The 21,935-nt window shown below is 63.7% G+C and carries 22 protein-coding genes and 1 riboswitch; of the genes, 19 read left to right on the forward strand and 3 right to left on the reverse strand.

Features of this window, described 5'->3' with window-relative positions; genetic code table 11:
* Window positions 1-11: 11 nt before the first annotated feature.
* On the reverse strand, window positions 12-899 hold the full coding sequence (locus AAFP29_RS12635; protein WP_419217709.1) for a LysR family transcriptional regulator: 888 nt from the start codon (window positions 897-899) through the stop codon (window positions 12-14).
* Window positions 900-1,011: 112 nt separating this feature from the next.
* Here AAFP29_RS12635 and AAFP29_RS12640 point away from each other — a divergent pair, with 112 nt between their 5' ends.
* The 9 genes from AAFP29_RS12640 to AAFP29_RS12680 all read left to right on the forward strand — a co-directional run bounded on the left by AAFP29_RS12640 (window position 1,012) and on the right by AAFP29_RS12680 (window position 10,684).
* Complete coding sequence (locus AAFP29_RS12640) at window positions 1,012-1,929, forward strand: DMT family transporter (RefSeq protein ID WP_419217710.1); 918 nt, start codon at window positions 1,012-1,014, stop codon at window positions 1,927-1,929.
* Window positions 1,930-2,255: 326 nt separating this feature from the next.
* Window positions 2,256-2,573, forward strand: a complete 318-nt coding sequence (mihF, locus tag AAFP29_RS12645) for an integration host factor, actinobacterial type (RefSeq protein WP_007317555.1) — start codon at window positions 2,256-2,258, stop codon at window positions 2,571-2,573.
* 1 nt (window position 2,574) lies between these two features.
* Window positions 2,575-3,192 (forward strand): guanylate kinase, encoded by a 618-nt coding sequence (gmk, locus tag AAFP29_RS12650; RefSeq protein WP_419217711.1) that lies wholly within the window; start codon window positions 2,575-2,577, stop codon window positions 3,190-3,192.
* Between the two features lie 66 nt (window positions 3,193-3,258).
* Window positions 3,259-3,558, forward strand: coding sequence for a DNA-directed RNA polymerase subunit omega (rpoZ, locus tag AAFP29_RS12655; RefSeq protein ID WP_170192933.1), 300 nt, complete (start codon window positions 3,259-3,261; stop codon window positions 3,556-3,558).
* 48 nt (window positions 3,559-3,606) lie between these two features.
* Window positions 3,607-4,884 (forward strand): bifunctional phosphopantothenoylcysteine decarboxylase/phosphopantothenate--cysteine ligase CoaBC, encoded by a 1,278-nt coding sequence (gene coaBC, locus AAFP29_RS12660; protein ID WP_419217712.1) that lies wholly within the window; start codon window positions 3,607-3,609, stop codon window positions 4,882-4,884.
* Between the two features lie 117 nt (window positions 4,885-5,001).
* Entirely contained in the window at window positions 5,002-6,213 is a 1,212-nt protein-coding gene (metK, locus tag AAFP29_RS12665) for a methionine adenosyltransferase (protein ID WP_419217713.1), read from the forward strand.
* Window positions 6,214-6,321: 108 nt separating this feature from the next.
* Window positions 6,322-8,328 carry a primosomal protein N' gene (locus AAFP29_RS12670; protein ID WP_419217714.1) on the forward strand — a complete coding sequence of 669 codons (2,007 nt, stop codon included), beginning with the start codon at window positions 6,322-6,324 and terminating at the stop codon, window positions 8,326-8,328.
* 2 nt (window positions 8,329-8,330) lie between these two features.
* A complete protein-coding gene (gene fmt / locus AAFP29_RS12675) occupies window positions 8,331-9,260 on the forward strand; it encodes a methionyl-tRNA formyltransferase (protein WP_419217715.1) in 930 nt (309 codons plus the stop codon).
* Window positions 9,257-10,684 carry an RsmB/NOP family class I SAM-dependent RNA methyltransferase gene (locus AAFP29_RS12680; protein ID WP_419217716.1) on the forward strand — a complete coding sequence of 476 codons (1,428 nt, stop codon included), beginning with the start codon at window positions 9,257-9,259 and terminating at the stop codon, window positions 10,682-10,684. The genes fmt and AAFP29_RS12680 overlap by 4 nt, the downstream gene beginning before the upstream one ends.
* 66 nt (window positions 10,685-10,750) lie before the next feature.
* Here the strand turns inward: AAFP29_RS12680 and AAFP29_RS12685 are convergent, their stop codons facing one another.
* Window positions 10,751-10,912 (reverse strand): DUF5302 domain-containing protein, encoded by a 162-nt coding sequence (locus AAFP29_RS12685; protein WP_419217717.1) that lies wholly within the window; start codon window positions 10,910-10,912, stop codon window positions 10,751-10,753.
* A gap of 106 nt (window positions 10,913-11,018) precedes the next feature.
* Between AAFP29_RS12685 and rpe the strand changes: the two genes are divergently transcribed.
* Window positions 11,019-11,720, forward strand: a complete 702-nt coding sequence (gene rpe / locus AAFP29_RS12690) for a ribulose-phosphate 3-epimerase (RefSeq protein ID WP_419217718.1) — start codon at window positions 11,019-11,021, stop codon at window positions 11,718-11,720.
* Window positions 11,710-12,744, forward strand: a complete 1,035-nt coding sequence (gene ribD, locus AAFP29_RS12695; RefSeq protein WP_419217719.1) for a bifunctional diaminohydroxyphosphoribosylaminopyrimidine deaminase/5-amino-6-(5-phosphoribosylamino)uracil reductase RibD — start codon at window positions 11,710-11,712, stop codon at window positions 12,742-12,744. The genes rpe and ribD overlap by 11 nt, the downstream gene beginning before the upstream one ends.
* Before the next feature lie 70 nt (window positions 12,745-12,814).
* Here the strand turns inward: ribD and AAFP29_RS12700 are convergent, their stop codons facing one another.
* The gene (locus AAFP29_RS12700; RefSeq protein ID WP_419217720.1) at window positions 12,815-13,252 is read right to left on the reverse strand and encodes a winged helix-turn-helix transcriptional regulator; all 438 of its coding nucleotides are present in this window, start codon (window positions 13,250-13,252) and stop codon (window positions 12,815-12,817) included.
* Between the two features lie 103 nt (window positions 13,253-13,355).
* On the opposite strand from AAFP29_RS12700, the gene AAFP29_RS12705 reads away from it, so the two are divergent.
* From AAFP29_RS12705 to AAFP29_RS12740, 8 genes are all read left to right on the forward strand, one after another.
* Window positions 13,356-14,525 (forward strand): thiolase family protein, encoded by a 1,170-nt coding sequence (locus tag AAFP29_RS12705; RefSeq protein WP_419217721.1) that lies wholly within the window; start codon window positions 13,356-13,358, stop codon window positions 14,523-14,525.
* Window positions 14,526-14,735: 210 nt separating this feature from the next.
* Window positions 14,736-14,897, forward strand: a riboswitch (FMN riboswitch).
* 63 nt (window positions 14,898-14,960) lie between these two features.
* On the forward strand, window positions 14,961-15,719 hold the full coding sequence (locus AAFP29_RS12710) for a riboflavin synthase (protein ID WP_419218091.1): 759 nt from the start codon (window positions 14,961-14,963) through the stop codon (window positions 15,717-15,719).
* Between the two features lie 5 nt (window positions 15,720-15,724).
* Window positions 15,725-17,041, forward strand: a complete 1,317-nt coding sequence (locus AAFP29_RS12715) for a bifunctional 3,4-dihydroxy-2-butanone-4-phosphate synthase/GTP cyclohydrolase II (protein WP_419217722.1) — start codon at window positions 15,725-15,727, stop codon at window positions 17,039-17,041.
* Window positions 17,038-17,514, forward strand: coding sequence for a 6,7-dimethyl-8-ribityllumazine synthase (gene ribH / locus AAFP29_RS12720; protein WP_419217723.1), 477 nt, complete (start codon window positions 17,038-17,040; stop codon window positions 17,512-17,514). Before AAFP29_RS12715 ends, ribH begins: the two co-directional genes overlap by 4 nt.
* A 14-nt stretch (window positions 17,515-17,528) precedes the next feature.
* Window positions 17,529-18,002, forward strand: a complete 474-nt coding sequence (locus tag AAFP29_RS12725) for a PH domain-containing protein (RefSeq protein WP_419217724.1) — start codon at window positions 17,529-17,531, stop codon at window positions 18,000-18,002.
* 20 nt (window positions 18,003-18,022) lie between these two features.
* Window positions 18,023-20,038, forward strand: a complete 2,016-nt coding sequence (uvrC, locus tag AAFP29_RS12730) for an excinuclease ABC subunit UvrC (RefSeq protein WP_419217725.1) — start codon at window positions 18,023-18,025, stop codon at window positions 20,036-20,038.
* Entirely contained in the window at window positions 20,035-20,910 is an 876-nt protein-coding gene (gene rapZ, locus AAFP29_RS12735; protein WP_419217726.1) for an RNase adapter RapZ, read from the forward strand. Before uvrC ends, rapZ begins: the two co-directional genes overlap by 4 nt.
* Window positions 20,907-21,899 (forward strand): gluconeogenesis factor YvcK family protein, encoded by a 993-nt coding sequence (locus AAFP29_RS12740; RefSeq protein ID WP_419217727.1) that lies wholly within the window; start codon window positions 20,907-20,909, stop codon window positions 21,897-21,899. Before rapZ ends, AAFP29_RS12740 begins: the two co-directional genes overlap by 4 nt.
* Window positions 21,900-21,935 lie beyond the last annotated feature (36 nt).

A 21,935-nucleotide genomic window follows, 5' to 3' on the forward strand; every position in this document is an offset into this window, starting at 1 on the left:
CGGAGAAAGCGTCAGGGCATGGCGAGGGCGTCGTTGGACAGAAGTTCGACGCGGTCGGCCCCGATGAGGTCGATGAGCGTGTCGTGTACTGCGTCGCGGAGCCGCTGCGGCGTCCGTTCGGTGTAGACCACTGCCAGTTGCAGCGCCGGGGCGACCGGGGCTCCCGGTAGTGGCCGCAATCCGTCGGGGAGTCGGTCGAGCACCGGCACCAACATTGCGCCGGCTCCGGCGCGTACCGCGTCGAGGCCTGTTGCCAAGTCGTTGACCTCGGCATGCACCCGCCACGTGCGTCCAGAACCGCTCCACGAGTCGAAGCTGGGTTGGCGCAGCGTACACGGGGGCGTGAAGACCGTCAGTGGAATCTCTTCGTCGACGTCGGGCGGTTGTGTATTCGACGACCACAGCCATTGCAAGCGCAATCCGTCGGGCCGCGGCCGCAACTCCGGCGCCACGCGCGAGGTGACCGCGATGCTGACGTCGTCGTCGACGAGCATTTGCCGGACTGTCACATTGCGATCGAGATGAAAGCGAATCTCGTTGTCCGGCAACAAGAGTCGCAACTCCGACATCAGTGTGGGCAGTACCACCCCGGCGCTGTTCTGGGCGGTGCCGACCGACATGACCGTATTTGAATGCTTATCGAAACGATGAACGGCGGCATCGTGGGCGCTGAGGATCGCGCGGGCGTGCGCAAGCAGTTCCTCGCCGTCGGGAGTGAACGCGAGACGTCGGCCGTCGCGGGTGACGAGTGGGGTGCCCGCTTCCCGTTCAAGTTTGCGTAGATGCTGGCTAACCGCGGATTGGGTCAGCATCAGCGACTGTGCGGCGCGGTGGACACCGCCGGTCGATGCCACCGCTGCCAGTGAGCGCAGGGGAGTGATGTCGAAGGTACGTGCCACCACATCAGGTTAGGTGGCTCGTGTCCTGCGTGCTAGTCAGTTCACGTTTGCTTATCAATTACGATCTAATTTTTGATTAGACGACGTGAACGATTAGCGGTGAGATGAAGTCATGAAGCTCTCTCCGACATTGGCTGCGTCCACCGCGATCTTCTATGCACTCGGCTACCCGGTCGGCGCGCTGTCGGTGCGCTACGCGACGCCGGGCCTGGTCCTGATTGCCCGGTTCCTCCTTGGCGGCCTGATACTCGCCGCGATAGTCTGCATTCGCCGGTTCGGCTGGCCGCGGGGGCGACAGGCCTGGCATGCGGTCGTCATCGGATTGACAACGCAGGGAATGCAATTCGTCGGTTGCTACGAGGCGATGTACGCCGGCGTCTCGCCCGTACTGGTCGCTCTGGTGATCGCGATGAACCCGGTGATCACCACCGCCTTGGCGAGTCTGTTGCTGCGTGAACGGCTATCCCGACGTCGGATCGTCGCCGTGATGGCGGCGTTCGTGGCGGTGTGTGCGGCGTTCGCTGGGCGGGTGGCCGATGTCGGCCACGTCGACCTGGCGGTGCTGTGGGTCATCATCGCGGTGCTCGGACTCGCATTCGGCGGCGTATATCAACAGCGGTTCTTGACCGACGGCCACCCAATGGCAGTGAACGCGATAGGTGCCGCCGCTGCGCTGGTCCCCGCAGGCCTCTTCGCGGCCCTCACACCGCAACACATCGCCAATGCCGCCGCCGCCGTCGGATCGGTCGCAATCCTCATTGTCGCCAACTCGGTTATCGCCGCCAGCTTGTACCTGGCAGCGATCAAACGAGCTGGTGCGTCGGCGGTGTCACTGCTCTTCGGGGTGATCCCGTCGATAGCCGCCCTACTGACCTGGGGGATCTTGCACGAACGCCCTGACCTCGGTGTGATCGTCGGCCTGGCGCTCGGCGCCGCGGCATGTGCGATCGGCAACGATACTGGCGTTAAGGCGGACGAATCGAGGGCCGTCCGCGACGTCGAAGGCGAGTCCGTCGGCGCGACACGCTGATGTGACGCAATTCGTCCGAACAATCTGCCGGAGAGCTTTGGTACACACCATTGGTCACACGAGTCGCAGCATCAGCTACCGACCGCAGCCTGCTTTTCATACTCTCACCTGCGCATACGTCGTGTCCGGTTGCATGTCGACGCGATGGCGCTCCTGGGCAAACGGCGGGTACGCTACAACACCCTCATCTGGTCGTTTTAGTGGGGTGGGCCTCGAAATGCCTGCTCACGTTGGGTACGGTCGATCACGCGCCGCATTCAATCGCGGCCAGGCGAGCACTACCGTGCGCGCCGCCCAGACAGAAGACACGATTTACGGAGGAACCCGTGGCACTTCCCCAGTTGACACCAGAGCAGCGCGCCGCAGCGTTGGAGAAGGCAGCTGCTGCTCGCCGTGTCCGTGCGGAGCTCAAGGAGCGCCTGAAGCGTGGCGGCACCGACCTCAAGCAGGTCCTCAAGGACGCCGAGACCGACGAGATCCTCGGCAAGATGAAGGTCTCGGCCCTCCTCGAAGCCCTGCCGAAGGTCGGCAAGGTCAAGGCCGGCGAGATCATGACCGAGCTGGAGATCGCTCCTACCCGCCGTCTGCGCGGACTGGGCGACCGTCAGCGCAAGGCATTGCTGGAAAAGTTCGACCTCGCCTGATTTGAGCGAGCAGAATTCGACGGTCCGTCCGCGGACTGCCAGTTCACCGAGGGGCCGACTGATCGTTTTGGTCGGCCCCTCGGCTGTCGGCAAGTCGACTGTTGTCAATCGCGTTCGTGCGTTGTTGCCGGAGCTGTTTTTCAGCGTGTCGGTCACCACCCGCGCGCCGCGACCGGGCGAAGTCGACGGTCGCGACTACCACTTCGTGTCCGACGCCGACTTCGACGCGCTGATCGCCGACGACAAGCTTCTGGAATGGGCTGAGATCCATGGCGGACTGCAACGATCGGGCACACCGCGTCAACCGGTTCTCGACGCGCTCGAAGCTGGAAAGCCGGTACTGGTGGAAGTCGACCTCGAGGGATCGGCCAACGTCGTCGCCAAGTTGCCCGAGGCGTATACCGTCTTCTTATCGCCGCCGACCTGGGAAGATCTCGTGCAACGGCTTACCGGCCGGGGTACCGAATCGCCGGAGAAAGTGGCCCGTCGACTAGAGACCGCCCGGGTCGAAATGGCGTCGAAAGACAACTTCGACCAGGTGTTGGTGAACCGTGAAGTCGACCAGGTGGCTGCCGAGTTGGTATCCTTGCTGGTTGGACCTGCCGACGAGGCGCGCTGAGACCATTTGGCCGCCCGCACGACGCCCCAAAACCTTCATCAAACGCAGTAAGAACTGAGGAGCTCCGTGAGCAACCCGACCGACTTTGACGTGACTGAGATCGCCGACGCGCCGGCATATGACACCCCGCTGGGTATCACCAACCCGCCGATCGACGACCTGCTCGATCGCGCATCGTCGAAGTACGCACTCGTTATCTACGCGGCCAAGCGCGCGCGTCAGATCAACGACTACTACAACCAGCTTGGTGACGGCATCCTGGAATTCGTCGGCCCGCTGGTCGAGCCGGGTTTGCAGGAGAAGCCGCTGTCCATCGCGATGCGCGAGATCCACGCGGACCTGCTCGAGCACACCGAAGGCGAATAGTCCCGAGGTCGTGTTCCGCCGGATCCGCATGCAGGGGAGTCACCTCAGATGAGCAATTCGCAGGCTGGCGGCGAAGGTAACCGGCCGCGTGTCCTGGTCGGAGTGGGCGGCGGGATTGCCGCCTACAAAGTGTGTTCGGTGATCCGGCATTTTAAAGAAGCCGGGGCCGACGTCCGCGTCATCCCGACGGATTCGGCTTTGAACTTCGTCGGAGCGGCGACCTTCGAGGCGTTATCTGGCCACCCGGTCAGCACTACCGTCTTCGACGATGTCGACGAAGTGGCACACGTCCGCCTCGGGCAACAGGCTGATCTGGTGATCGTCGCTCCCGCGACGGCCGACCTGATGGCGCGGGCCGCCTCGGGCCGGGCCGATGATCTGCTCACCGCATCGCTCCTCACGGTTCGTGCTCCAGTGCTCTTTGTGCCCGCGATGCATACCGAAATGTGGGAGCATCCGGCCACTCAGGCAAATGTCGCGACGTTGCGCAGTCACGGCGCAACGGTGATGACTCCGGCGTCGGGTCGACTCACTGGTACTGACAGCGGGGCGGGTCGGCTGCCTGATCCGCAGGAAATCTCACTAATCGGCGAATTGCTACTCGATCGCGCCGATGCTCTCCCATACGACTTGCACGGAATACGAGTTCTGGTGAGTGCGGGCGGCACCCGCGAACCGCTCGACCCGGTCCGCTACCTGGGAAACCGATCGTCGGGTAAACAGGGGTATGCGTTGGCGAGAGCCGCGGCGCAACGAGGTGCGCAAGTGACCTTGGTCGCTGGCGCCACCGACGAACCCGGCGATCCCGCGGGGGTCGACATCGTGCGAATAGAGACGGCGGATCAGTTATCCACTGAGATGACCAAACGTGCGGCCGACGCCGATGTGGTGATCATGGCCGCCGCGGTGGCAGACTTCCGCCCACTGTCGGTTGCCGACGCCAAGATCAAGAAGGGCGCCGACGGCCCGGCGCCCATCGAGCTCGACACCAATCCCGATATCCTGCGCGGATTGGTGCAGAGCCGCGCGGCCGGCGACATTCCGGCGTCGACAGTTATCGTCGGCTTCGCCGCCGAGACCGGCGATGAACGCGGCGGTGTGCTTGATCACGGTCGAGAGAAGTTGCGCCGCAAGGGAACTGACCTCCTGGTCGTGAATGCGGTCGGCGATGGTAAAGCATTCGGCACCGCCGACAACACCGGTTGGCTGCTGAGTTCGGCTGGGACTGAAACGGCGCTGCCGCTCGCGTCAAAAACACTTATGGCGAGCCAAATCCTTGACGAAATCGCAACTTTGGTACCAGATTGTGGCGGACGCACCGACTGACACGGTCGCCCGCGCGTCACACCGATGACGTGTGTAGGTTGGATGACATAAATGGGGGAGACGCGCCGCGCACCCCGTACCCGTACTACTGAGCTGTTCTTCCCCGGAGAGGACCCGATGACCATCTCGTCACGCCTGTTCACCAGCGAATCAGTAACCGAAGGCCACCCGGATAAGATCTGTGACGCCATCAGCGACTCGATCCTCGATGCCCTGCTTACCAAAGATCCGGGGGCTCGCGTCGCGGTCGAGACCCTGGTCACGACCGGCCAAGTTCATGTCGCAGGCGAAGTGAACACCACCGCCTACGCCGATATCCCCACCATCGTGCGGGAAAAGATTCTGGAAATCGGTTACGACTCGTCAACCAAGGGTTTCGACGGCGCCTCCTGTGGTGTCAACGTCGCAATCGGTGCCCAGTCGCCGGAAATCGCGGGCGGTGTCAACAACTCGCATGAGGCGCGCAGCGGCGACATCGAAGATGAGCTCAACGCTCAGGGTGCCGGCGACCAGGGACTCATGTTCGGTTACGCGACTGCCGAGACACCCGAACTGATGCCCGTTCCGATCGCGCTCGCACACCGGCTCTCGCGCCGCCTGACCGAGGTTCGCAAGGATGGCACGTTGCCCTACCTGCGGCCAGACGGCAAGACGCAGGTCACCATCGAATATGCCGATGACCAGCCGGTACGCCTGGACACCGTCGTTATTTCCACTCAGCACGGCGAAGGAATCGATCTTGATTCGCAGCTCGAACCAGACCTGCGCAAGCATGTCGTCGAAGCCGTGCTCGCGGACCTCGAATTGCCTCACCCGCTTGACGTTTCCAACTTCCGTCTGCTGGTGAACCCCAGCGGCAGCTTCATCCTGGGCGGCCCAATGGGCGACGCGGGACTCACCGGACGCAAGATCATCGTCGATACCTATGGCGGTATGGCTCGCCACGGCGGTGGCGCGTTCTCCGGCAAAGACCCGTCCAAGGTTGACCGGTCCGCCGCATACGCGATGCGCTGGGTCGCCAAGAATATCGTTGCCGCCGGTCTGGCGACGCGGGTCGAGGTTCAGGTCGCTTACGCGATCGGCAAGGCCGCGCCGGTCGGGCTGTTCGTCGAGACCTTCGGCACCGAGACCGTGGATCCGGCGTCGATTCAGAAGGCGATCGGTGAGGTCTTCGACCTTCGCCCGCTCGCGATCATCCGCGATCTGGATCTGCTGCGCCCGATCTACGGACCGACTGCCGCATACGGTCACTTCGGCCGCACTGACATCGACCTGCCGTGGGAGAACACCGACCGCGCGGGGAAGCTGAAGGCAGCACTCGGCGTCTGAGGTATTCGCCGTAGGTACGATCAGAAATCCACTCGCTTTCCCCGGAAGGCGGGTGGATTTCCGCCATGTCCGCAAAGGTAGGCCTGTGACGACCGATCGTGAACCGCGATGGTGAAGGGTGCTCGCGAACGCGCGGCGGTCAACCCGGTTGCGCGCGTCCTGCCGATGCTGGGGCTCACCCATCTGGATCGTCCCTTCGACTACCTGGTCGACGCCGAGCAGGACGCTGACGCGCAGCCTGGCGTGCGAGTCCGAGTTCGTTTTGCCGGCCGACTCATCGATGGTTTTGTGCTGGAACGTATTTCGGTAAGTGAACATCCCGGCAAACTCGGCTGGCTGGACCGAGTCGTATCACCCGAACAGGTATTTCCGCCCGCGCTGGCGTCGTTGTGCCGGGCAGTAGCCGACCGATACGCCGGAACCATGTCCGATGTCATCCGCCTTGCAGTGCCGCCGCGACACGCGCGCACCGAGGCCGAGGCGGTATCGATTGTGCCACTGCAGCCTGTCCAGGAACCAGAACTCGCTGCCTGGCAACACTATTCGGGTTTCGATGGTTTCCGTGGCGCACTGACCTCGGATGCTGCGCCACGGGCGGTATGGCAGGCGACGCCCGGCGAGGATTGGCCGGCTCGACTCGCCGAATTGGCTGCCGCGACCGTCGCCTCGGGTCGTGGCGTGATCGTCGTGGTGCCAGACCAGCGCGACTTAGACAGACTGGAAGCGGCGTGTGAGCCGTTACTCGGGGAGCGCGCCGTGACACTGGCCGCTGGCCTGGGCCCGACCGCCCGTTACCGCCGCTGGCTGGCGGTGCTACGAGGACGTGCCGACGTCGTATTGGGAACGCGCAGTGCGAGTTTCGCACCTGTCGGCAATTTGGGACTGATTGTCGTGTGGGATGACGGCGACGACAGTTTGGACGAACCTCGCTCGCCTTATCCGCATCCGCGCGAGGTGGCCGCGTTGCGCTCGCATGGCGAGAAGGCAGCACTTGTCATCGGCGGATTCGCGCGTTCGGCGGAGGCTCAGGTGCTTGTCGATGCGGGCTGGGCACATGATCTCATTGCACCCCGCGCGACGATCCGCGAGCGCGCGCCGCGGGTGATGGCCCTGTCCGGTGAGGACGCGAGCGTCGTACATGATCCGATGGCGCGATCGGCGCGCATTCCGGCGGTCGCGTTCAAGGCTGCGCGGGGCGCGCTCGACGACGACCGTCCGGTGTTGTTCAGCGTGCCGCGACGCGGCTATATCCCTTCGGTGGCATGCGAACGCTGCCGGACCCATGCTCGCTGCCGCGCCTGCCACGGCCCGTTACAACTCGAAGCCAACGGTTCGTTGACGTGCCGGTGGTGTGGCCGTGCCGAGCGCAATTTCAACTGTGTGGCTTGCGGGGGTACTCGCATTCGAGCGTTGTCCACCGGCGCCGGACGCACCGCCGAGGAACTTGGTCGTGCATTTTCCGGTATCCCGGTCACGACGTCGGGTGGCCCGAACATTATTGACGACGTAAAACCTGGAGCGCGGGTCGTCGTTGCGACGCCCGGAGCGGAGCCAGCCGCACCCGATGGCTACGGCGCTGCGATCATCCTCGATACGTGGGCATATCTCGACCGCGAGGACCTGCGCGCGACGGAAACCACCGTCCGACGCTGGCTGGCTATCGCCGCGCTGGTACGCCCGGCGTCATCGGGCGGCAGTGTGATCATCGTCGCCGATGCGGCAATTCCTGCCGTACAGGCGGTCATTCGGTGGGATCCGGCCGGTTTCGCTTCCGCCGAACTCGAGCAGCGCGCGTTGTTGGGTTTTCCGCCCGCAGTCACAATGGCCTCGGTCGATGGCGGCGAGCGCACCGTCGCGGCGTTCGTCGACTCGGTCAAACTTCCGTCGTCGGGAACGGCCCTTGGTCCGGTGCCACTGCCGCAGGGCGTCCGCGCCCCCGCCGGATCCGCCGATGCCGCACGGGACGCCGGACCGATGATGCGCATGCTGCTGCGCGTCGACCGTGGGCACGGTCGAGAACTTACGCGGGCACTAGCGGCCGCCCAGGTTCTTCGCAACGCGCATCACGAGACCGGGCCGATCCGCGTTCAGATCGACCCGCCTACTATCGGATGATCATGCGAGTCATCTTTGCCGGTACCCCCGCGCCCGCTGTCCCCAGTCTGCAAGCTCTACTCGATTCACCGAACCACGAGGTAGTCGGTGTCCTGTCGCGTCCCGATGCGGTATCAGGACGCGGCAAGAAGGTCACCCGCTCACCGATCGCGACGATCGCCGACGAACATGGCATCGAGGTCTTCACACCACGCCGACTGACCGATGACGGGGTGCGCGATGTCCTTGAGCGGTGGGCGCCCGAAGTCGTGGCCGTGGTGGCCTACGGGGCACTTGTACCGCGCGCGCTCTTAGACCTCCCGCCGCACGGCTGGATCAACCTACACTTCTCGCTGCTGCCCGCGTGGCGTGGCGCCGCGCCGGTCCAGGCGGCCATCGCCGCGGGTGATACCTCAACTGGCGCAAGCACTTTCCGCATCGAGGAAGGGCTCGACACCGGTCCGGTTTTCGGTCACGTCACCGAGGTGATCAACGACACCGACACCAGCGGCGACCTGCTGGGCCGGCTCGCGCAAACCGGTGCGCAGTTGCTCGTTCAAACGCTCGAAGGTCTTGCGTCGCAACAGTTGTCCGCGGTTCCGCAACCGGACGAGGGGGTCTCGCTGGCCCCGAAGATCACCGTCGAGCAGGCGCGCATTCGCTGGGACCTGCCCGCGCATATCATCGACCGTCGCATTCGCGCTTATACCCCCGCGCCCGGTTCCTGGACCGAATTCGATGACGCGCGGATCAAGATTGGACCGGTCGCTCCAGTGGTCGAGGAAGCGGGGATTCCGGCCGGCACACTGCGGGTCACTAAAAAGGCGGTATTCGTGGGGACTTCGACCAATCCGGTGCGGCTGAGTTGGGTTGGCCCGCCCGGGAAGAAGCAGATGGCCGCGGCGGACTGGGCGCGCGGAGCACGGTTGACCGATGGGCAGGTACTTGTATGAGCGACTACGGACGGGGCCGGTCGGCCCGCCCTGGCCGGGCCGAACGTCGTGGCACGACGGCGGTCCGCGACAAGAAGGTTGACGTGGTGCGGGCCACCGCCCGTGACGTCCTGCGAGCTGTACGCGAGCGTGACGCATACGCGAACCTGTTGCTGCCCAGGCTATTACGTGAACGGCGAATCACCGGCCGCGACGCGGCTTTGGCCACCGAACTTACTTACGGAACGGCACGCGCACAGGGCTTGCTTGACGCGATCATCGCGTCGGCCGCCGGCCGCGAGATCGCCGAGATCGACGGCCAAGTACTTGATGTGCTGCGGTTGGGCGCGTACCAACTGCTCAGGACGCGCATCGGGTCGCATGCAGCGGTGTCGACGTCGGTCGACCTGATTCGATCCGAGGCTGGACAGGGAGCCGCCGGTTTCGGTAATGCGGTGTTACGCAAGGTTTCTCAACGTGATGAAGAACTGTGGATCGAAGAGCTGGCGCCGTCGATGGCTGATGATCTGATCGGGAATATGGCGTTCCGCTACGCCCACCCGCGCTGGATCGCGCAGGTCTTCTTCGACTCGTTGAGCGGTTCGGCCGGGCAGTTGCAGGCGGCTCTCGCCGCTGACGATTCTCGGCCACCGGTGCACCTGGTCGCCCGGCCGGGACTGATCTCGGCGGAGGAGCTGGCCCTGATCAGCGGCGGTGACGAAGGCCGTTGGTCACCGTATTGCGTCTACCTACCCGGTGGCGACCCGGGAGAACTGGAGCCGGTCCGCGAGGGCATGGCCGGCGTACAGGATGAGGGAAGTCAGCTGGTCGCACGCGCCGCGGACATCGCGTCGGTCGCCGGTGCCGACGGCGGGCGGTGGCTCGACCTATGTGCTGGGCCTGGCGGGAAAGCAGCGTTGCTCGGCGCGTTGGCCGACATTGCCGGAGCGCGGCTTGATGCCGTCGAAATCTCATCGCACCGAGCCGAATTGATTCGTAAGGTCACCGCCGAGTTGCCAGTGACTGTGCACGTCGTCGACGGCCGGGATAGCGGATTGGAACCCGGCTACGACCGGGTACTGCTCGACGCGCCATGCAGCGGATTGGGATCACTGCGTCGACGGCCCGAGGCTCGATGGCGTCGAACCCCCGCCGACGTCGATGAACTCGTTGTGCTGCAACGTGAACTGCTCTCCGAAGCGCTGCGCCTTGTGCGTCCTGGCGGTGTAGTTGTCTATTCGACTTGTTCGCCGCATCCGGCCGAGACCACCGAGGTCGTGGCAGCGGTGGTAGCCGAAACCGGTGCGACTGAACTCGATGCGCGAGAACTGGTGAGTGTCGACGGTCGGCAGATGCCCGGTCTGAGCGATGGCCCGCATGTGCAGTTGTGGCCGCACCTGCATGGCACCGACGCGATGTTCCTGGCGGTATTGACCAAGAACTAGGCTGGCTTCTGCGTTGTGGCGCGCTGCAGGGGCACAGGCCCCTTGCCGGCGCTCGTCGAGCAGGATTTAGCCGCTCTTACGTCGGAATTGTTGCTGGTGGCTCGCCGATCCGTGTGGTCCGCGCGCCTTCGATCGCCCGCTCAGATGATCTTCAGCGTGGTGGTTCTGCTTGTTCTTGCGGTCCAACGCGTCTCGGAATTTGCGTTTTGCATCGTCATCGGCAGGCATTGGAGTTTCCTCTACGGGCTAATGGGTAATAACCGAGGTTAGCCGGTGACGCGTGCCGATGTCAGGTGGTTATTGGTGCACCGCCACCTCGAATAGACTGAGGCGCATGTCTGCCGCACCGATGATCGCGCCGTCCATCCTGTCCGCCGACTTCGCGAATCTCGCGGCGGAATCGGCCGCGGTCGGACCAGGACGAATCAGCGGCGATCACGGTGCGGATTGGTTACATGTCGATGTGATGGACGCACATTTCGTCCCGAATCTGACGCTCGGTCTGCCGGTCGTCGAGTCACTCCTCAAGGCGACCGACATTCCCCTCGACTGTCATCTGATGATCGAGGACCCGGCTATCTGGGCCCCGCCGTATGCTGAAGCCGGTGCCTACAATGTGACTTTTCACGCTGAAGCCGCCGACGATCCGTCCGCCGTCGCCCGCGACATCCGCGCAGCAGGGGCCAAAGCCGGATTGAGCGTTAAGCCGAACACTCCGCTCGAGCCGTACCTGGAGATTCTGCGCGACTTCGACACGCTATTAGTGATGAGTGTCGAGCCGGGGTTCGGCGGACAGTCATTCATCGCCGAGGTACTCACAAAGGTCCGGACCATTCGAAAGGTCGTCGATTCCGGAGCGCTCAACCTGATCGTCGAGATCGACGGTGGCATCAACACCGAAACGATCGAGCAGGCTGCCGAGGCCGGTGTCGACTGCTTCGTCGCTGGTTCCGCTGTCTATGGTGCCGCCGATCCAGCGCAGGCGATTGCCGGCCTGCGCGCGCAGGCCGCCTCGGCCAGGCCCCATGTCCACTGAGCTGGGCATTGACCGCCTGACGGCGGCGATGACACAGGCCGTCGCCGAATCCGTTGGCGCATTGGGTATCAGCTCACCGAATCCGCCGGTCGGCGCTATCATTCTCGACGCCGCTGGCGGCGTGGTCGGTATCGGCCGAACCGCCCGGGCCGGCGGTCCACATGCCGAGGTGATGGCATTGCGTGCCGCGGGCGAACGCGCGCAGGGCGGTACCGCAGTCGTCACACTGGAACCGTGTAATCACACCGGACGCACGGGACCGTGTAGTCAGGCACTGCTCGACGCGGGAGTGAGCGCCGTCTATTACGGTGTGGCAGATCCAAATCCGACCGCAGCGGGTGGCGCGACGACGCTCGCCGCAGCGGGAGTTAGGGTGCTGGGCGGCGCCGACCTCGATCCCGAGCTGGTCGAACTCGTCCGGACTGGTCCACTGCGAGCATGGCTGCATCGTCAGCGCACCGGACTCCCATTGGTCACCGCCAAGATCGCGGCAACCGTCGACGGCCGGATTGCCGCCCCCGACGGGACCAGCCAGTGGATCACCGGGGAGCAGGCGCGCGCTTTCGCGCATGAGCGGCGTGGTCAGATCGATGCCATCGTCGTCGGCACGGGGACGGTACGGATCGACAATCCGTCACTCACCGCTCGGTACCCCGACGGTGTTCTTCGTGAGCATCAGCCGACGCGGATTGTGTTGGGGAGCAGCGAGATTGCGGCGGGTTCTCGGATTCTCGACGAATCCGCGCCGACGCGCAGGCTCCGCACCCACAATCCGCTCGACGTATTAGCCGCGGTGCCGGATGCCCTCTGGGTGCTGGTCGAGGGTGGACCGCAGGTCATCGGAGCGTTCCTTGCCGCCGACGTCGTCGACGAGATAGATCTCTATTTGGCTCCGGCAATATTGGGGGCCGGCCGTTCAGCTGTCGAGATCGGTTCGGCCACAACCATTTCGGACCTTCGGCGGTTCACATTCGGCGAGCAGCGCATGCTGGGCGACGATCTGCTGATCACTCTGCGTCGCTGATCTTTACTGGAACTGTCCCCGTCTACGACACAGATGGCGATATGGCGCCTGCGTCCTCCACGGGACAGTTTCAGTTGTTGATCCGCAGCGCGTCGCCCCGCAATGGCTCGGTGCAGGCCGCGCAGCAGACTTGGGCCTTGAAGGTGTGTCCGCAGGTGTGCGTGAATTCCACCGGATCGGGACCGTCGTTGAGGAAGCGCTGGCCCCATTCCTTGAGCGTCAGTAGTACTGGCGATAGCGCGCGACCGGCTTGCGTCAGACCGTATTCAAAGCGGGGTGGTCGCTCCGAATATTGCGTTCGGGTGATTAGTCCATGCTCTTCGAGCTTTCGCAGCCGAGTCGACAAGATGTCGCGGGGTGCGCCGGTATTGCGCGCGATCTCGGTGAATCTCCGTTGCTCGTAGAACAATTCGCGCACGATCAGCAGGCTCCATCGATCACCGACCACTTCTAGGGCGTCGGCGATGGTGCATAGGCGGGGAGTCTGCGGGGGTGGGACCGGTATCACAGTTCCAGTATGCCCGAGTCTGTTGGCAAATCAAACTTACTAGGCCTATGGTTGGGTTAGTTGGGAATTCCAACCTACTGTTTCGCACTTCAAGGAGGAAGTCATGCGAGATGCAGTTATCGTCGACGCCGTACGGACGCCGGTGGGTAAGGGGAAGGTCGGCGGCGGATTGGCCGGGATACATCCGGTTGACCTGCACGCCCATGCGATTAGAGAGCTTGTAACCCGAACGGGAATCGAGCCGGACCTGATCGACGATGTCATCGGTGGCGCGGTGGGACAGATAGGGGAGCAGAGCGCCGATACGACGCGGTGGGCGGCGCTGGCCGCCGGGCTGCCCGAGTCGGTGCCCGCGGTCACCGTGGACAGGCAATGTGGCAGCAGTCAGCAGGCGATAGCGTTCGCTGCTGCGAACGTCATCAGCGGCATCAACGACGTGGTCATCGCATCGGGTGTCGAGTCGATGAGCACCGTGCCGATCGGCAGCCAAACCGCCGGGCGCGACCCATTCGGGCCGGGCATTGCTCGGCGCTACCCGGAAGGACTTGTGCCCCAGGGGATTAGTGCCGAACTCATCGCGGCGAAATGGGGGCTGTCGCGCCAGCAACTAGATGCCTTCGCGGCGGAGAGTCACCGGCGCGCGGCGCAAGCGTGGCAGGACGGAAAATTCGACGACGAGGTGGCGCCGCTGGCAGATCTGCGTACCGATGAGACGATCCGACCCGGCACCACCGTCGAAGTACTGGCGGGCCTACCGCCGGCGTTTCGGACACCGGAATGGCAGAAGCGGTTTCCAGATCTCGGCTGGCACATCACGGCGGGCAATTCATCGCCGATTAATGATGGCGCTGCCGCGACACTGGTGACGTCGTCGGAGACGGCTAGGCGCCTCGGGCTGCGTCCGCGAGCACGTATTCACTCGATCGCCGTCGCAGGCGACGACCCGATCTTCATGTTGACCGGCATCATTCCGGTTACCGACAAGGTCCTGTCACGTGCGGGTCTGTCCATCACCGACATTGACGTCTTCGAAGTCAACGAAGCGTTCACCAGCGTTGTACTCGCGTGGTTGGCGGAGACCGGTGCTGATCCGGCGAAGGTCAACATCAACGGCGGCGCGACAGCAATTGGGCATCCACTCGGGGGAAGCGGCGCGCGTATTGCCACCACGATGCTGTCGGTTCTCGAGCAGACCGGTGGCCGTTACGGCCTGCAAACCATGTGTGAGGCAGGCGGGCAGGCGAACGCGATGATCGTGGAGCGGCTGGACTAGCGCCTGCGGCTGGTTGTCGAGTGCGCTGCTTCCCGCATGCGAATCTCTCGGTTGTCGGGAGTGAGCGTGCGGGAAGTGGCGATTGCAGAGACATTCCGCCAGCCTGGGTGCAATCGCGGCTGCGGTTGACAGTGCACGTCACACCGCCGACATTCCACAGTGCGGGAACTCCGCTGCCGCCTCCCGCGATGATCGTGCTAGCGTCGAAGACGTAGTTCTCGGGGCGGGGTGAAATTCCCCACCGGCGGTGATTGTTGTAGCTGATGTTCAGCGGCAATACAGCCCGCGAGCGCCTACCCAACTGGGTGGGGACAAGCAGATCCGGTGTGATTCCGGAGCCGACGGTCATAGTCCGGATGCGAGAGAACCGGTACACCTCTACCTGAGGTGCCTGTCCTCGTTTCCCCACGGGACCGGCAGCAGAGGAGCATGAGGGTGTTTACCGGGATAGTCGAAGAGCGCGGCACGATCGTGGCGCGCGAAGATCTTGCCGAAGCCGCACGATTCACCGTGCGTGGACCGCTGGTCACCAGCGACGCGAAATTCGGCGATTCGATCGCTGTAAATGGTGTCTGCCTGACCGTTGTCGAACTCGCCGACGAGGCGTTTACGGTCGATGTGATGGCTGAGACGCTGCGCCGCAGTTCACTGTCGGACGCGCAATCAGGCGTCACCGTCAATCTCGAGCGGGCGATGCCCGCGACCGGTCGATTCGGTGGTCACATCGTCCAGGGGCATGTCGACGGCGTCGGGACCATCGTGTCGATCTCCCCGTCAGAGAATTGGACAGTGGTACGGATCGGTCTACCCGACGCCCTACGCGTCTACGTCGTGGAAAAAGGATCGATCACGGTCGACGGGGTGTCGCTGACCGTTTCGGCGGTTGGCGCCGGGAGCGAAGCGAGCGGGCCGAATGTTGTTGGCGCCGGGAGCGAAGCGAGCGGGCCGAATGTTGTTGGCGCCGGGAGCGAAGCGAGCGGGCCGAATGTTGCTGGCGCCGGGAGCGAAGCGAGCGGGCCGAATGTTGCTGGCACCGACTGGTTCGAGATCTCGCTGATCCCGACGACGCTGTCTGAGACCACGCTGGGTACGCTCAGCGTCGGCGACATCGTCAACCTGGAGACCGACGTGATTGCGAAGTATGTCGAGCGGCTTGCTGGTCCACATACCACCATCAGCGCAGAAGGTAAGTGAACACGATGACTGATCTCAACAGTGAAATCGGAACTGGCGCAGTTCAATTGGATACCGTTGAAAGGGCGATCGCGGATATCGCGGCGGGTAAGGCCGTCGTCGTCGTCGACGACGAGGACCGCGAGAACGAGGGCGACCTGATCTTCGCCGCCGAGAAGGCGACGCCGGAACTCGTCGCGTTCATGGTTCGCTACACCTCGGGCTATCTCTGCGTTCCACTCGCCGGACCGGATTGCGACCGCCTCGGCCTTCCGCCGATGTATTCCACCAACCAGGACAAACACGGCACCGCCTATACCGTCACCGTCGATGCACGGGAAGGCATTGGTACCGGGATCTCGGCCGCCGACCGCGCCACCACGATGAGGCTCTTGGCCGATCCTGACACCACCGCTAACGATTTCACTCGACCGGGGCACGTTGTTCCCTTGCGCGCCAAGGAAGGTGGTGTGCTGCGTCGTCCGGGGCATACCGAGGCCGCGGTCGACTTGGCTCGGCTCGCCGACCTGACCCCGGCCGGCGTCATCTGCGAGATCGTCAGTCAAAAAGATCCGGGCGCGATGGCGCAGACCGACGAACTGCGCATCTTCGCCGACGAACACGACCTCGCCCTGATCTCGATCGCGGATCTCATCGCGTGGCGCCGTCGGCATGAGAAGCACGTGGTTCGCGTCGCCGACGCGCGTATTCCCACCAGTCATGGCACTTTCCGGGCCGTGGGGTACTCCAGTATCTACGACGACGTCGAGCATGTCGCGTTGGTGATGGGCGACATCGCGGGCGAGGACGGTCAAGGTAATGACGTCCTGGTGCGGGTTCACTCCGAGTGTTTGACCGGCGATGTCTTCGGTTCGTTGCGCTGCGACTGCGGTCCGCAGCTCGACGCCGCGATGGAAATGGTCGCGGCCGAAGGCCGGGGGATTGTGCTCTATATGCGCGGTCACGAAGGCCGGGGGATCGGCCTCTTACATAAACTGCAGGCATACCAGTTGCAGGACAACGGTTCTGACACCGTCGATGCGAATCTCCAACTCGGTCTGCCGGCCGACTCGCGGGACTACGGCCTCGGTGCACAGATATTGGTCGATCTCGGCGTGAAGTCGATGCGCCTGCTGACGAACAATCCAGCCAAGCGGGTTGGTCTGGACGGGTACGGTCTTCACATCGTCGACCGCGTACCGATGCCGTTGCGCGCCAACGCGGAGAATCTGCGATATCTCCAGACCAAGCGGGATCGCATGGGACACGACTTGGTAGGACTCGACGACCATCTAGCAGCGCAGGCGGCCGCGACCACCGACACCCAGGGAGCCGGCGCATGAGTGGCAGCGGCGAACCGGTACTGGACCTGGCGGATGCGGGCGAGATCAGACTCGCCATCGTCGCCTCCCAATGGCATGAGACGATCTGCCAGGCGTTACTCGACGGCGCGGTGCGGGCGGCGAAAGCCAACGGGGTGATCGAGCCGACCGTCGTCAATGTCGCTGGTGCGATCGAACTTCCGGTCGTCGTGCAGGCGCTCGCTCGTACGCACGACGCGGTCGTGGCATTGGGTGTCGTGATCCGCGGCGAGACACCGCATTTCGAGTATGTGTGCGACGCGGTTACCGCTGGGCTGACGCGGGTATCGCTCGATGAGTCGACGCCGGTGGGCAATGGCGTGTTGACCACATTGACCGAAGAGCAGGCGCTGGCACGTGCCGGACTACCGGGCTCGTCCGAGGATAAAGGCGCGCAGGCGACGACGGCGGCGCTGGCATCGGCGCTGACGCTCCGCTCGCTCGCACGCCGATGAGCGTGCGACCTCTGATGGCAAAGCGGCAGTCGGCCTCCGATACGTCCGAGTGGACCTACGTGTACACCCCACGGTTGATGCCCAGGGTGGCTGTTGTGGTGGCAGTGGTGGTGGTGATCGTCCACGTGATCTTCGCCGCGTTGCTGACTATTGAGAACACCGGGCCTGATGTCGGGCTGTCCGATCAGATCGGTATCGGGTTGGTCGGTGTCGTCGAGGCTTGTGCGATCTTGTTGTTGACCCGTGCCAGGTTGCGTCTCGGCCCGAACGGGATCGGGGTGCGGAATGTGCTGTCGGAGCAGTTCTTTCGGTGGGATGCCATCGAAGGGCTGGTGTATCCGGAAGGCAATTTCTGTGCCCGGTTGCTGCTGCCGTCCGATGAACATATCCCCGTTCTCGCGGTTCAGGCTCGCGACCATGACCGTGCCGTGGCAGCGATGGAGCGTTTCCGGGACTCGGAGACCGACTTCTCCGGGGACTGTCGGTAGTCTCGCGTAGGGTCGTATGAGTGGCAGACCCGACGACGTACCGTCCCGCACCGGGGACGATTCCGACTGATCCGGGTGTGTACAAGTTCCGGGATCAGCATTCGCGGGTTATCTACGTCGGCAAGGCCAAAAATCTTCGGTCTCGACTGACGTCGTATTTCGCCGATATCGTCTCCCTGCATCCGCGGACCCGGCAAATGGTGACTACCGCCGCGTCGGTGGAGTGGACTGTCGTCGGCACCGAAGTCGAGGCGCTGCAACTCGAATACAACTGGATCAAAGAATTCGACCCGCGCTTCAATGTGCGCTATCGCGACGACAAGAGCTATCCGATGCTCGCGGTCACCCTGAACGAACGGTTCCCGCGGCTATTTGTCTATCGAGGGCCGCGACGGCGAGGTGTACGTTACTTCGGGCCGTACTCGCACGCCTGGGCGATCCGCGAAACGCTTGACTTGCTAACCCGGGTCTTTCCGGCGAGGACGTGTTCGGCCGGAGTCTTCAAGCGGCACAACCAGATCGGGCGTCCGTGTCTGCTCGGGTATATCGACAAATGCGCCGCTCCGTGCGTCGGCCGGGTTACCGAGGAAGAACACCGCGACATCGTCGACGATTTCTGCGACTTCTTAGCTGGGCGGACCGACCAGCTCATCCGCAGGCTGGAACGCGAAATGCATTCGGCCGCGGAAGGACTGGATTTCGAAAAGGCTGCCCGGCTCCGGGACGACGTCACCGCATTGCAACGAGCGCTCGAGAAACAGGCCGTGGTTCTCGGCGACGGCACCGACGCCGATGTCATCGCATTCGCGGGCGATCAGCTCGAGACTTCGGTGCAGATCTTCCACGTTCGTGCTGGCCGAGTGCGCGGTCAACGTGGCTGGGTCGTCGAACGCCCCGACGACAACTCGCTCAGCGAAGAGGTCGGGCAGTTCCTCACCCAGTTCTACGGGGCCCAGGTCGACCTTGACGCAACGGTGAAAGTCGACGCCGGACATGTTGGCAGTCAAGCGATTCCGCGTGAAGTATTGGTACCTGAACTGCCGCCGCAAGCCGACGATATGGCGCGCTGGTTGTCGGATCTGCGTGGCAGCAGGGTGGATCTGCGAGTGCCGCAGCGAGGCGATAAGAAGGCTCTCGCGGAGACTGTGGAACGCAACGCTGGAGAGGCGCTGGCGCAACACAAGCTCAAACGGGCCGGTGATCTCACTACACGATCGGCGGCGCTTACCGAGATTCAAGAGGCGCTGGGGCTCGATCAGGCTCCGCTACGCATCGAATGCGTCGATATCTCCCACGTTCAAGGCACCGACGTGGTGGCATCACTGGTGGTCTTCGAGGACGGGCTGCCGCGTAAATCCGACTACCGGCATTATTCGATTCGTGAGGCCGCGGGTGACGGCCATTCTGACGATGTGGCGTCAATCTCCGAAGTCACCCGGCGACGATTCCTGCGCCACCGGGCCGACGTGCACGGCACCAGCGACGGCGACGAGGGTGGGGCCGATGACCTTTCCAATGGTGGAGATCTCGCACCCGAGGCCGCGATCGATCCGAAGACCGGGCGTCCACGGCGGTTCGCTTATCCCCCGAACCTCTACGTCGTCGATGGCGGCGAGCCTCAGGTGCGTGCGGCCGCCGCGGTGTTGGACGAACTCGGTATCACCGACGTCGCGGTCGTCGGAATGGCGAAGCGGCTCGAGGAGATCTGGGTTCCAGACGATGATGAGCCGGTAATCTTGCCGAGAAGTAGTGAAGGGCTGTTTTTGTTGCAGCGGGTGCGCGACGAAGCGCATCGATTCGCCATCACGTTCCATCGCAGTAAACGCAGCAAACGAATGACCGCGTCGGTGCTCGACGGCGTACGTGGTCTGGGAGCCAGCCGCCGGTCGGCGCTGGTGACACATTTCGGGTCGGTCGCGCGACTGCGGGAAGCGTCGGTAGAAGCGATCGCCGAAGTGCCCGGTATCGGTCTGGCGACCGCACAAGCGGTCAAGTCAGCATTGGAAAGCGAAGAGAGTCAGGTAAAGGGCGCATGACCGAAGAAATGTCGGTGGTCTTCATCGCGGGTATGTCCGGCGCGGGTATGACGACCGCCGCGGATATCTTCGAAGACGCCGGTTGGTACGTCGCCGACAATGTGCCGGTCGGGTTGATCGGGACGATGGTCGACCTGGCCCGCGCCGGGCAACCGAAGACATCCCGGCTGGCGATGGTGGTACGCGGCACCGATGCTCAAGTCAGCGACGATCTGGTTGATCTGCGGGCCCGGCTCGATTCGAGCGGCGCGCAGACGTCGATGATCTTCCTCGACGCGAGCGACGACGTACTGGTGCGCAGATTCGAGCAGGTTCGACGCCGGCATCCGCTGCAAGCCGAGGAAACGCTCGTCGACGGTATTGATCGCGAACGCGACTTCCTGGCGGGGGTCAAACTCCGGGCCGACCTCGTGGTCGATACGTCGACACTGCCGGTCGCCAAGTTCCGCGGCATTATCGAGGACACCTATCCGTCGATCGGACGAACCGGGCTGTCTGTCGCGATCAAGTCGTTCGGGTTCAAATACGGATTGCCGATCGACTCGGACCTGGTCGCCGATGTCAGATTCTTGCCGAATCCGTATTGGATTCCGGAATTGCGGGCGGACAATGGGCTCGATGCGCCGGTCCGCGATTATGTTCTGGGACAAGATGGCGCATCCCGCTTCATCGATCTCTATGTCGACCTGATCTCGTTGGTGGTCGACGGCTACCTGCGGGAAGGCAAGCGATATATGGCGGTCAGTGTCGGCTGTACCGGTGGCAAGCATCGCAGTGTCGCGATGGCAACCGAACTGGGAAATCGCTTGGCGCAGGCCGGTATCGACGACGTCGACGTTCAGGTGAGTCATCGCGATCTGGGGCGCGAATGACAGGGGCCGACTCACGCAAGATCGTCTCGCTGGGCGGTGGTCACGGGCTCTACGCGACGTTGACCGCGATGCGTTATCTGTCGTCGGAGGTGACTGCGGTAGTCACCGTTGCCGACGACGGCGGATCGTCGGGACGGATTCGCGCCGAGTTGGGAGCGATTCCGCCAGGGGATCTTCGGATGGCGTTGACCGCATTGGTCTCGGCGCCGGCGGCGCTGGCCGAACTGGACGAGGAGCAGAGCTCGCGCGTCACCACTTGGGCGCAAACCTTGCAGCATCGGTTCAGCGGTCATGGGGCATTGGCCGGACACCCGGTCGGCAATTTGCTGCTCGCCGGACTCGCGGATGTGTTGGGCGATCCGATAGCCGCCTTGGACGAGTTGCTTCGTCTATTCGGCGCCGAAGGCCGGGTTCTGCCGATGGCGCGCGTGCCGCTGATGATCGAGGCCGACGTGTCGGGATTGGAATCTGACCCACGGATGAGTCGGGTTATCCAAGGGCAGGTCGCCGTTGCCACCACCCCGGGCAAGGTACGTCGGGTCCGACTCCTACCGGCTGAGCCACCCGCTTGTGCCGATGCGCTGACTGCGATCGCAGACGCTGACATCATTACCTTGGGTCCAGGTTCGTGGTTCTCCAGCGTGATTCCGCATGTTCTTGTGCCCGAACAGGTCAACGCGCTCACCCGGTCGAAAGCACGCCGCATGTTGATTGTTAATCTCGAGCCTGAACTTGGCGAAACTACAGGGTTTTCCCTGGAGCGGCACCTGCATGTGCTGCATGCGCATGCGGATACCTTGCGCATCGACGATGTGATCGTCGACGAGAGTTCGGTGCCATTGGGCCGGGAAAGAGAACACGTCGAACGGGCTGCCGCGTTGTTCGGCGCGCAACTTCGGATCGGAGACCTCGCGGTTTCCGGCGCGCATGTGCATGATCCCCGCAAGGTCGCGCGGTTGGTCGAAGGACTGGCGGAGCGGCCGCGGTGAGCAGGCGCAGCGAGCGGGCCCAATAATTACCCGGGC

The sequence above is a fragment of the Gordonia sp. CPCC 205333 genome (assembly GCF_048537885.1).
In the GTDB taxonomy this organism is placed as follows: Bacteria; Actinomycetota; Actinomycetes; order Mycobacteriales; family Mycobacteriaceae; genus Gordonia.

Coding starts and splice junctions, on each gene's coding strand:
- AAFP29_RS12705 (WP_419217721.1), top strand. CDS start 13,356: ATGCGAGATGCAGTTATCGTCGACGCCGTACGGACGCCGGTGGGTAAG.
- AAFP29_RS12685 (WP_419217717.1), bottom strand. CDS start 10,912: ATGCCTGCCGATGACGATGCAAAACGCAAATTCCGAGACGCGTTGGAC.
- ribD (WP_419217719.1), top strand. CDS start 11,710: ATGTCCACTGAGCTGGGCATTGACCGCCTGACGGCGGCGATGACACAG.
- AAFP29_RS12740 (WP_419217727.1), top strand. CDS start 20,907: ATGACAGGGGCCGACTCACGCAAGATCGTCTCGCTGGGCGGTGGTCAC.
- ribH (WP_419217723.1), top strand. CDS start 17,038: ATGAGTGGCAGCGGCGAACCGGTACTGGACCTGGCGGATGCGGGCGAG.
- metK (WP_419217713.1), top strand. CDS start 5,002: ATGACCATCTCGTCACGCCTGTTCACCAGCGAATCAGTAACCGAAGGC.
- coaBC (WP_419217712.1), top strand. CDS start 3,607: ATGAGCAATTCGCAGGCTGGCGGCGAAGGTAACCGGCCGCGTGTCCTG.
- AAFP29_RS12670 (WP_419217714.1), top strand. CDS start 6,322: ATGGTGAAGGGTGCTCGCGAACGCGCGGCGGTCAACCCGGTTGCGCGC.
- fmt (WP_419217715.1), top strand. CDS start 8,331: ATGCGAGTCATCTTTGCCGGTACCCCCGCGCCCGCTGTCCCCAGTCTG.
- rapZ (WP_419217726.1), top strand. CDS start 20,035: ATGACCGAAGAAATGTCGGTGGTCTTCATCGCGGGTATGTCCGGCGCG.
- AAFP29_RS12680 (WP_419217716.1), top strand. CDS start 9,257: ATGAGCGACTACGGACGGGGCCGGTCGGCCCGCCCTGGCCGGGCCGAA.
- AAFP29_RS12715 (WP_419217722.1), top strand. CDS start 15,725: ATGACTGATCTCAACAGTGAAATCGGAACTGGCGCAGTTCAATTGGAT.
- rpe (WP_419217718.1), top strand. CDS start 11,019: ATGTCTGCCGCACCGATGATCGCGCCGTCCATCCTGTCCGCCGACTTC.
- AAFP29_RS12640 (WP_419217710.1), top strand. CDS start 1,012: ATGAAGCTCTCTCCGACATTGGCTGCGTCCACCGCGATCTTCTATGCA.
- AAFP29_RS12725 (WP_419217724.1), top strand. CDS start 17,529: ATGGCAAAGCGGCAGTCGGCCTCCGATACGTCCGAGTGGACCTACGTG.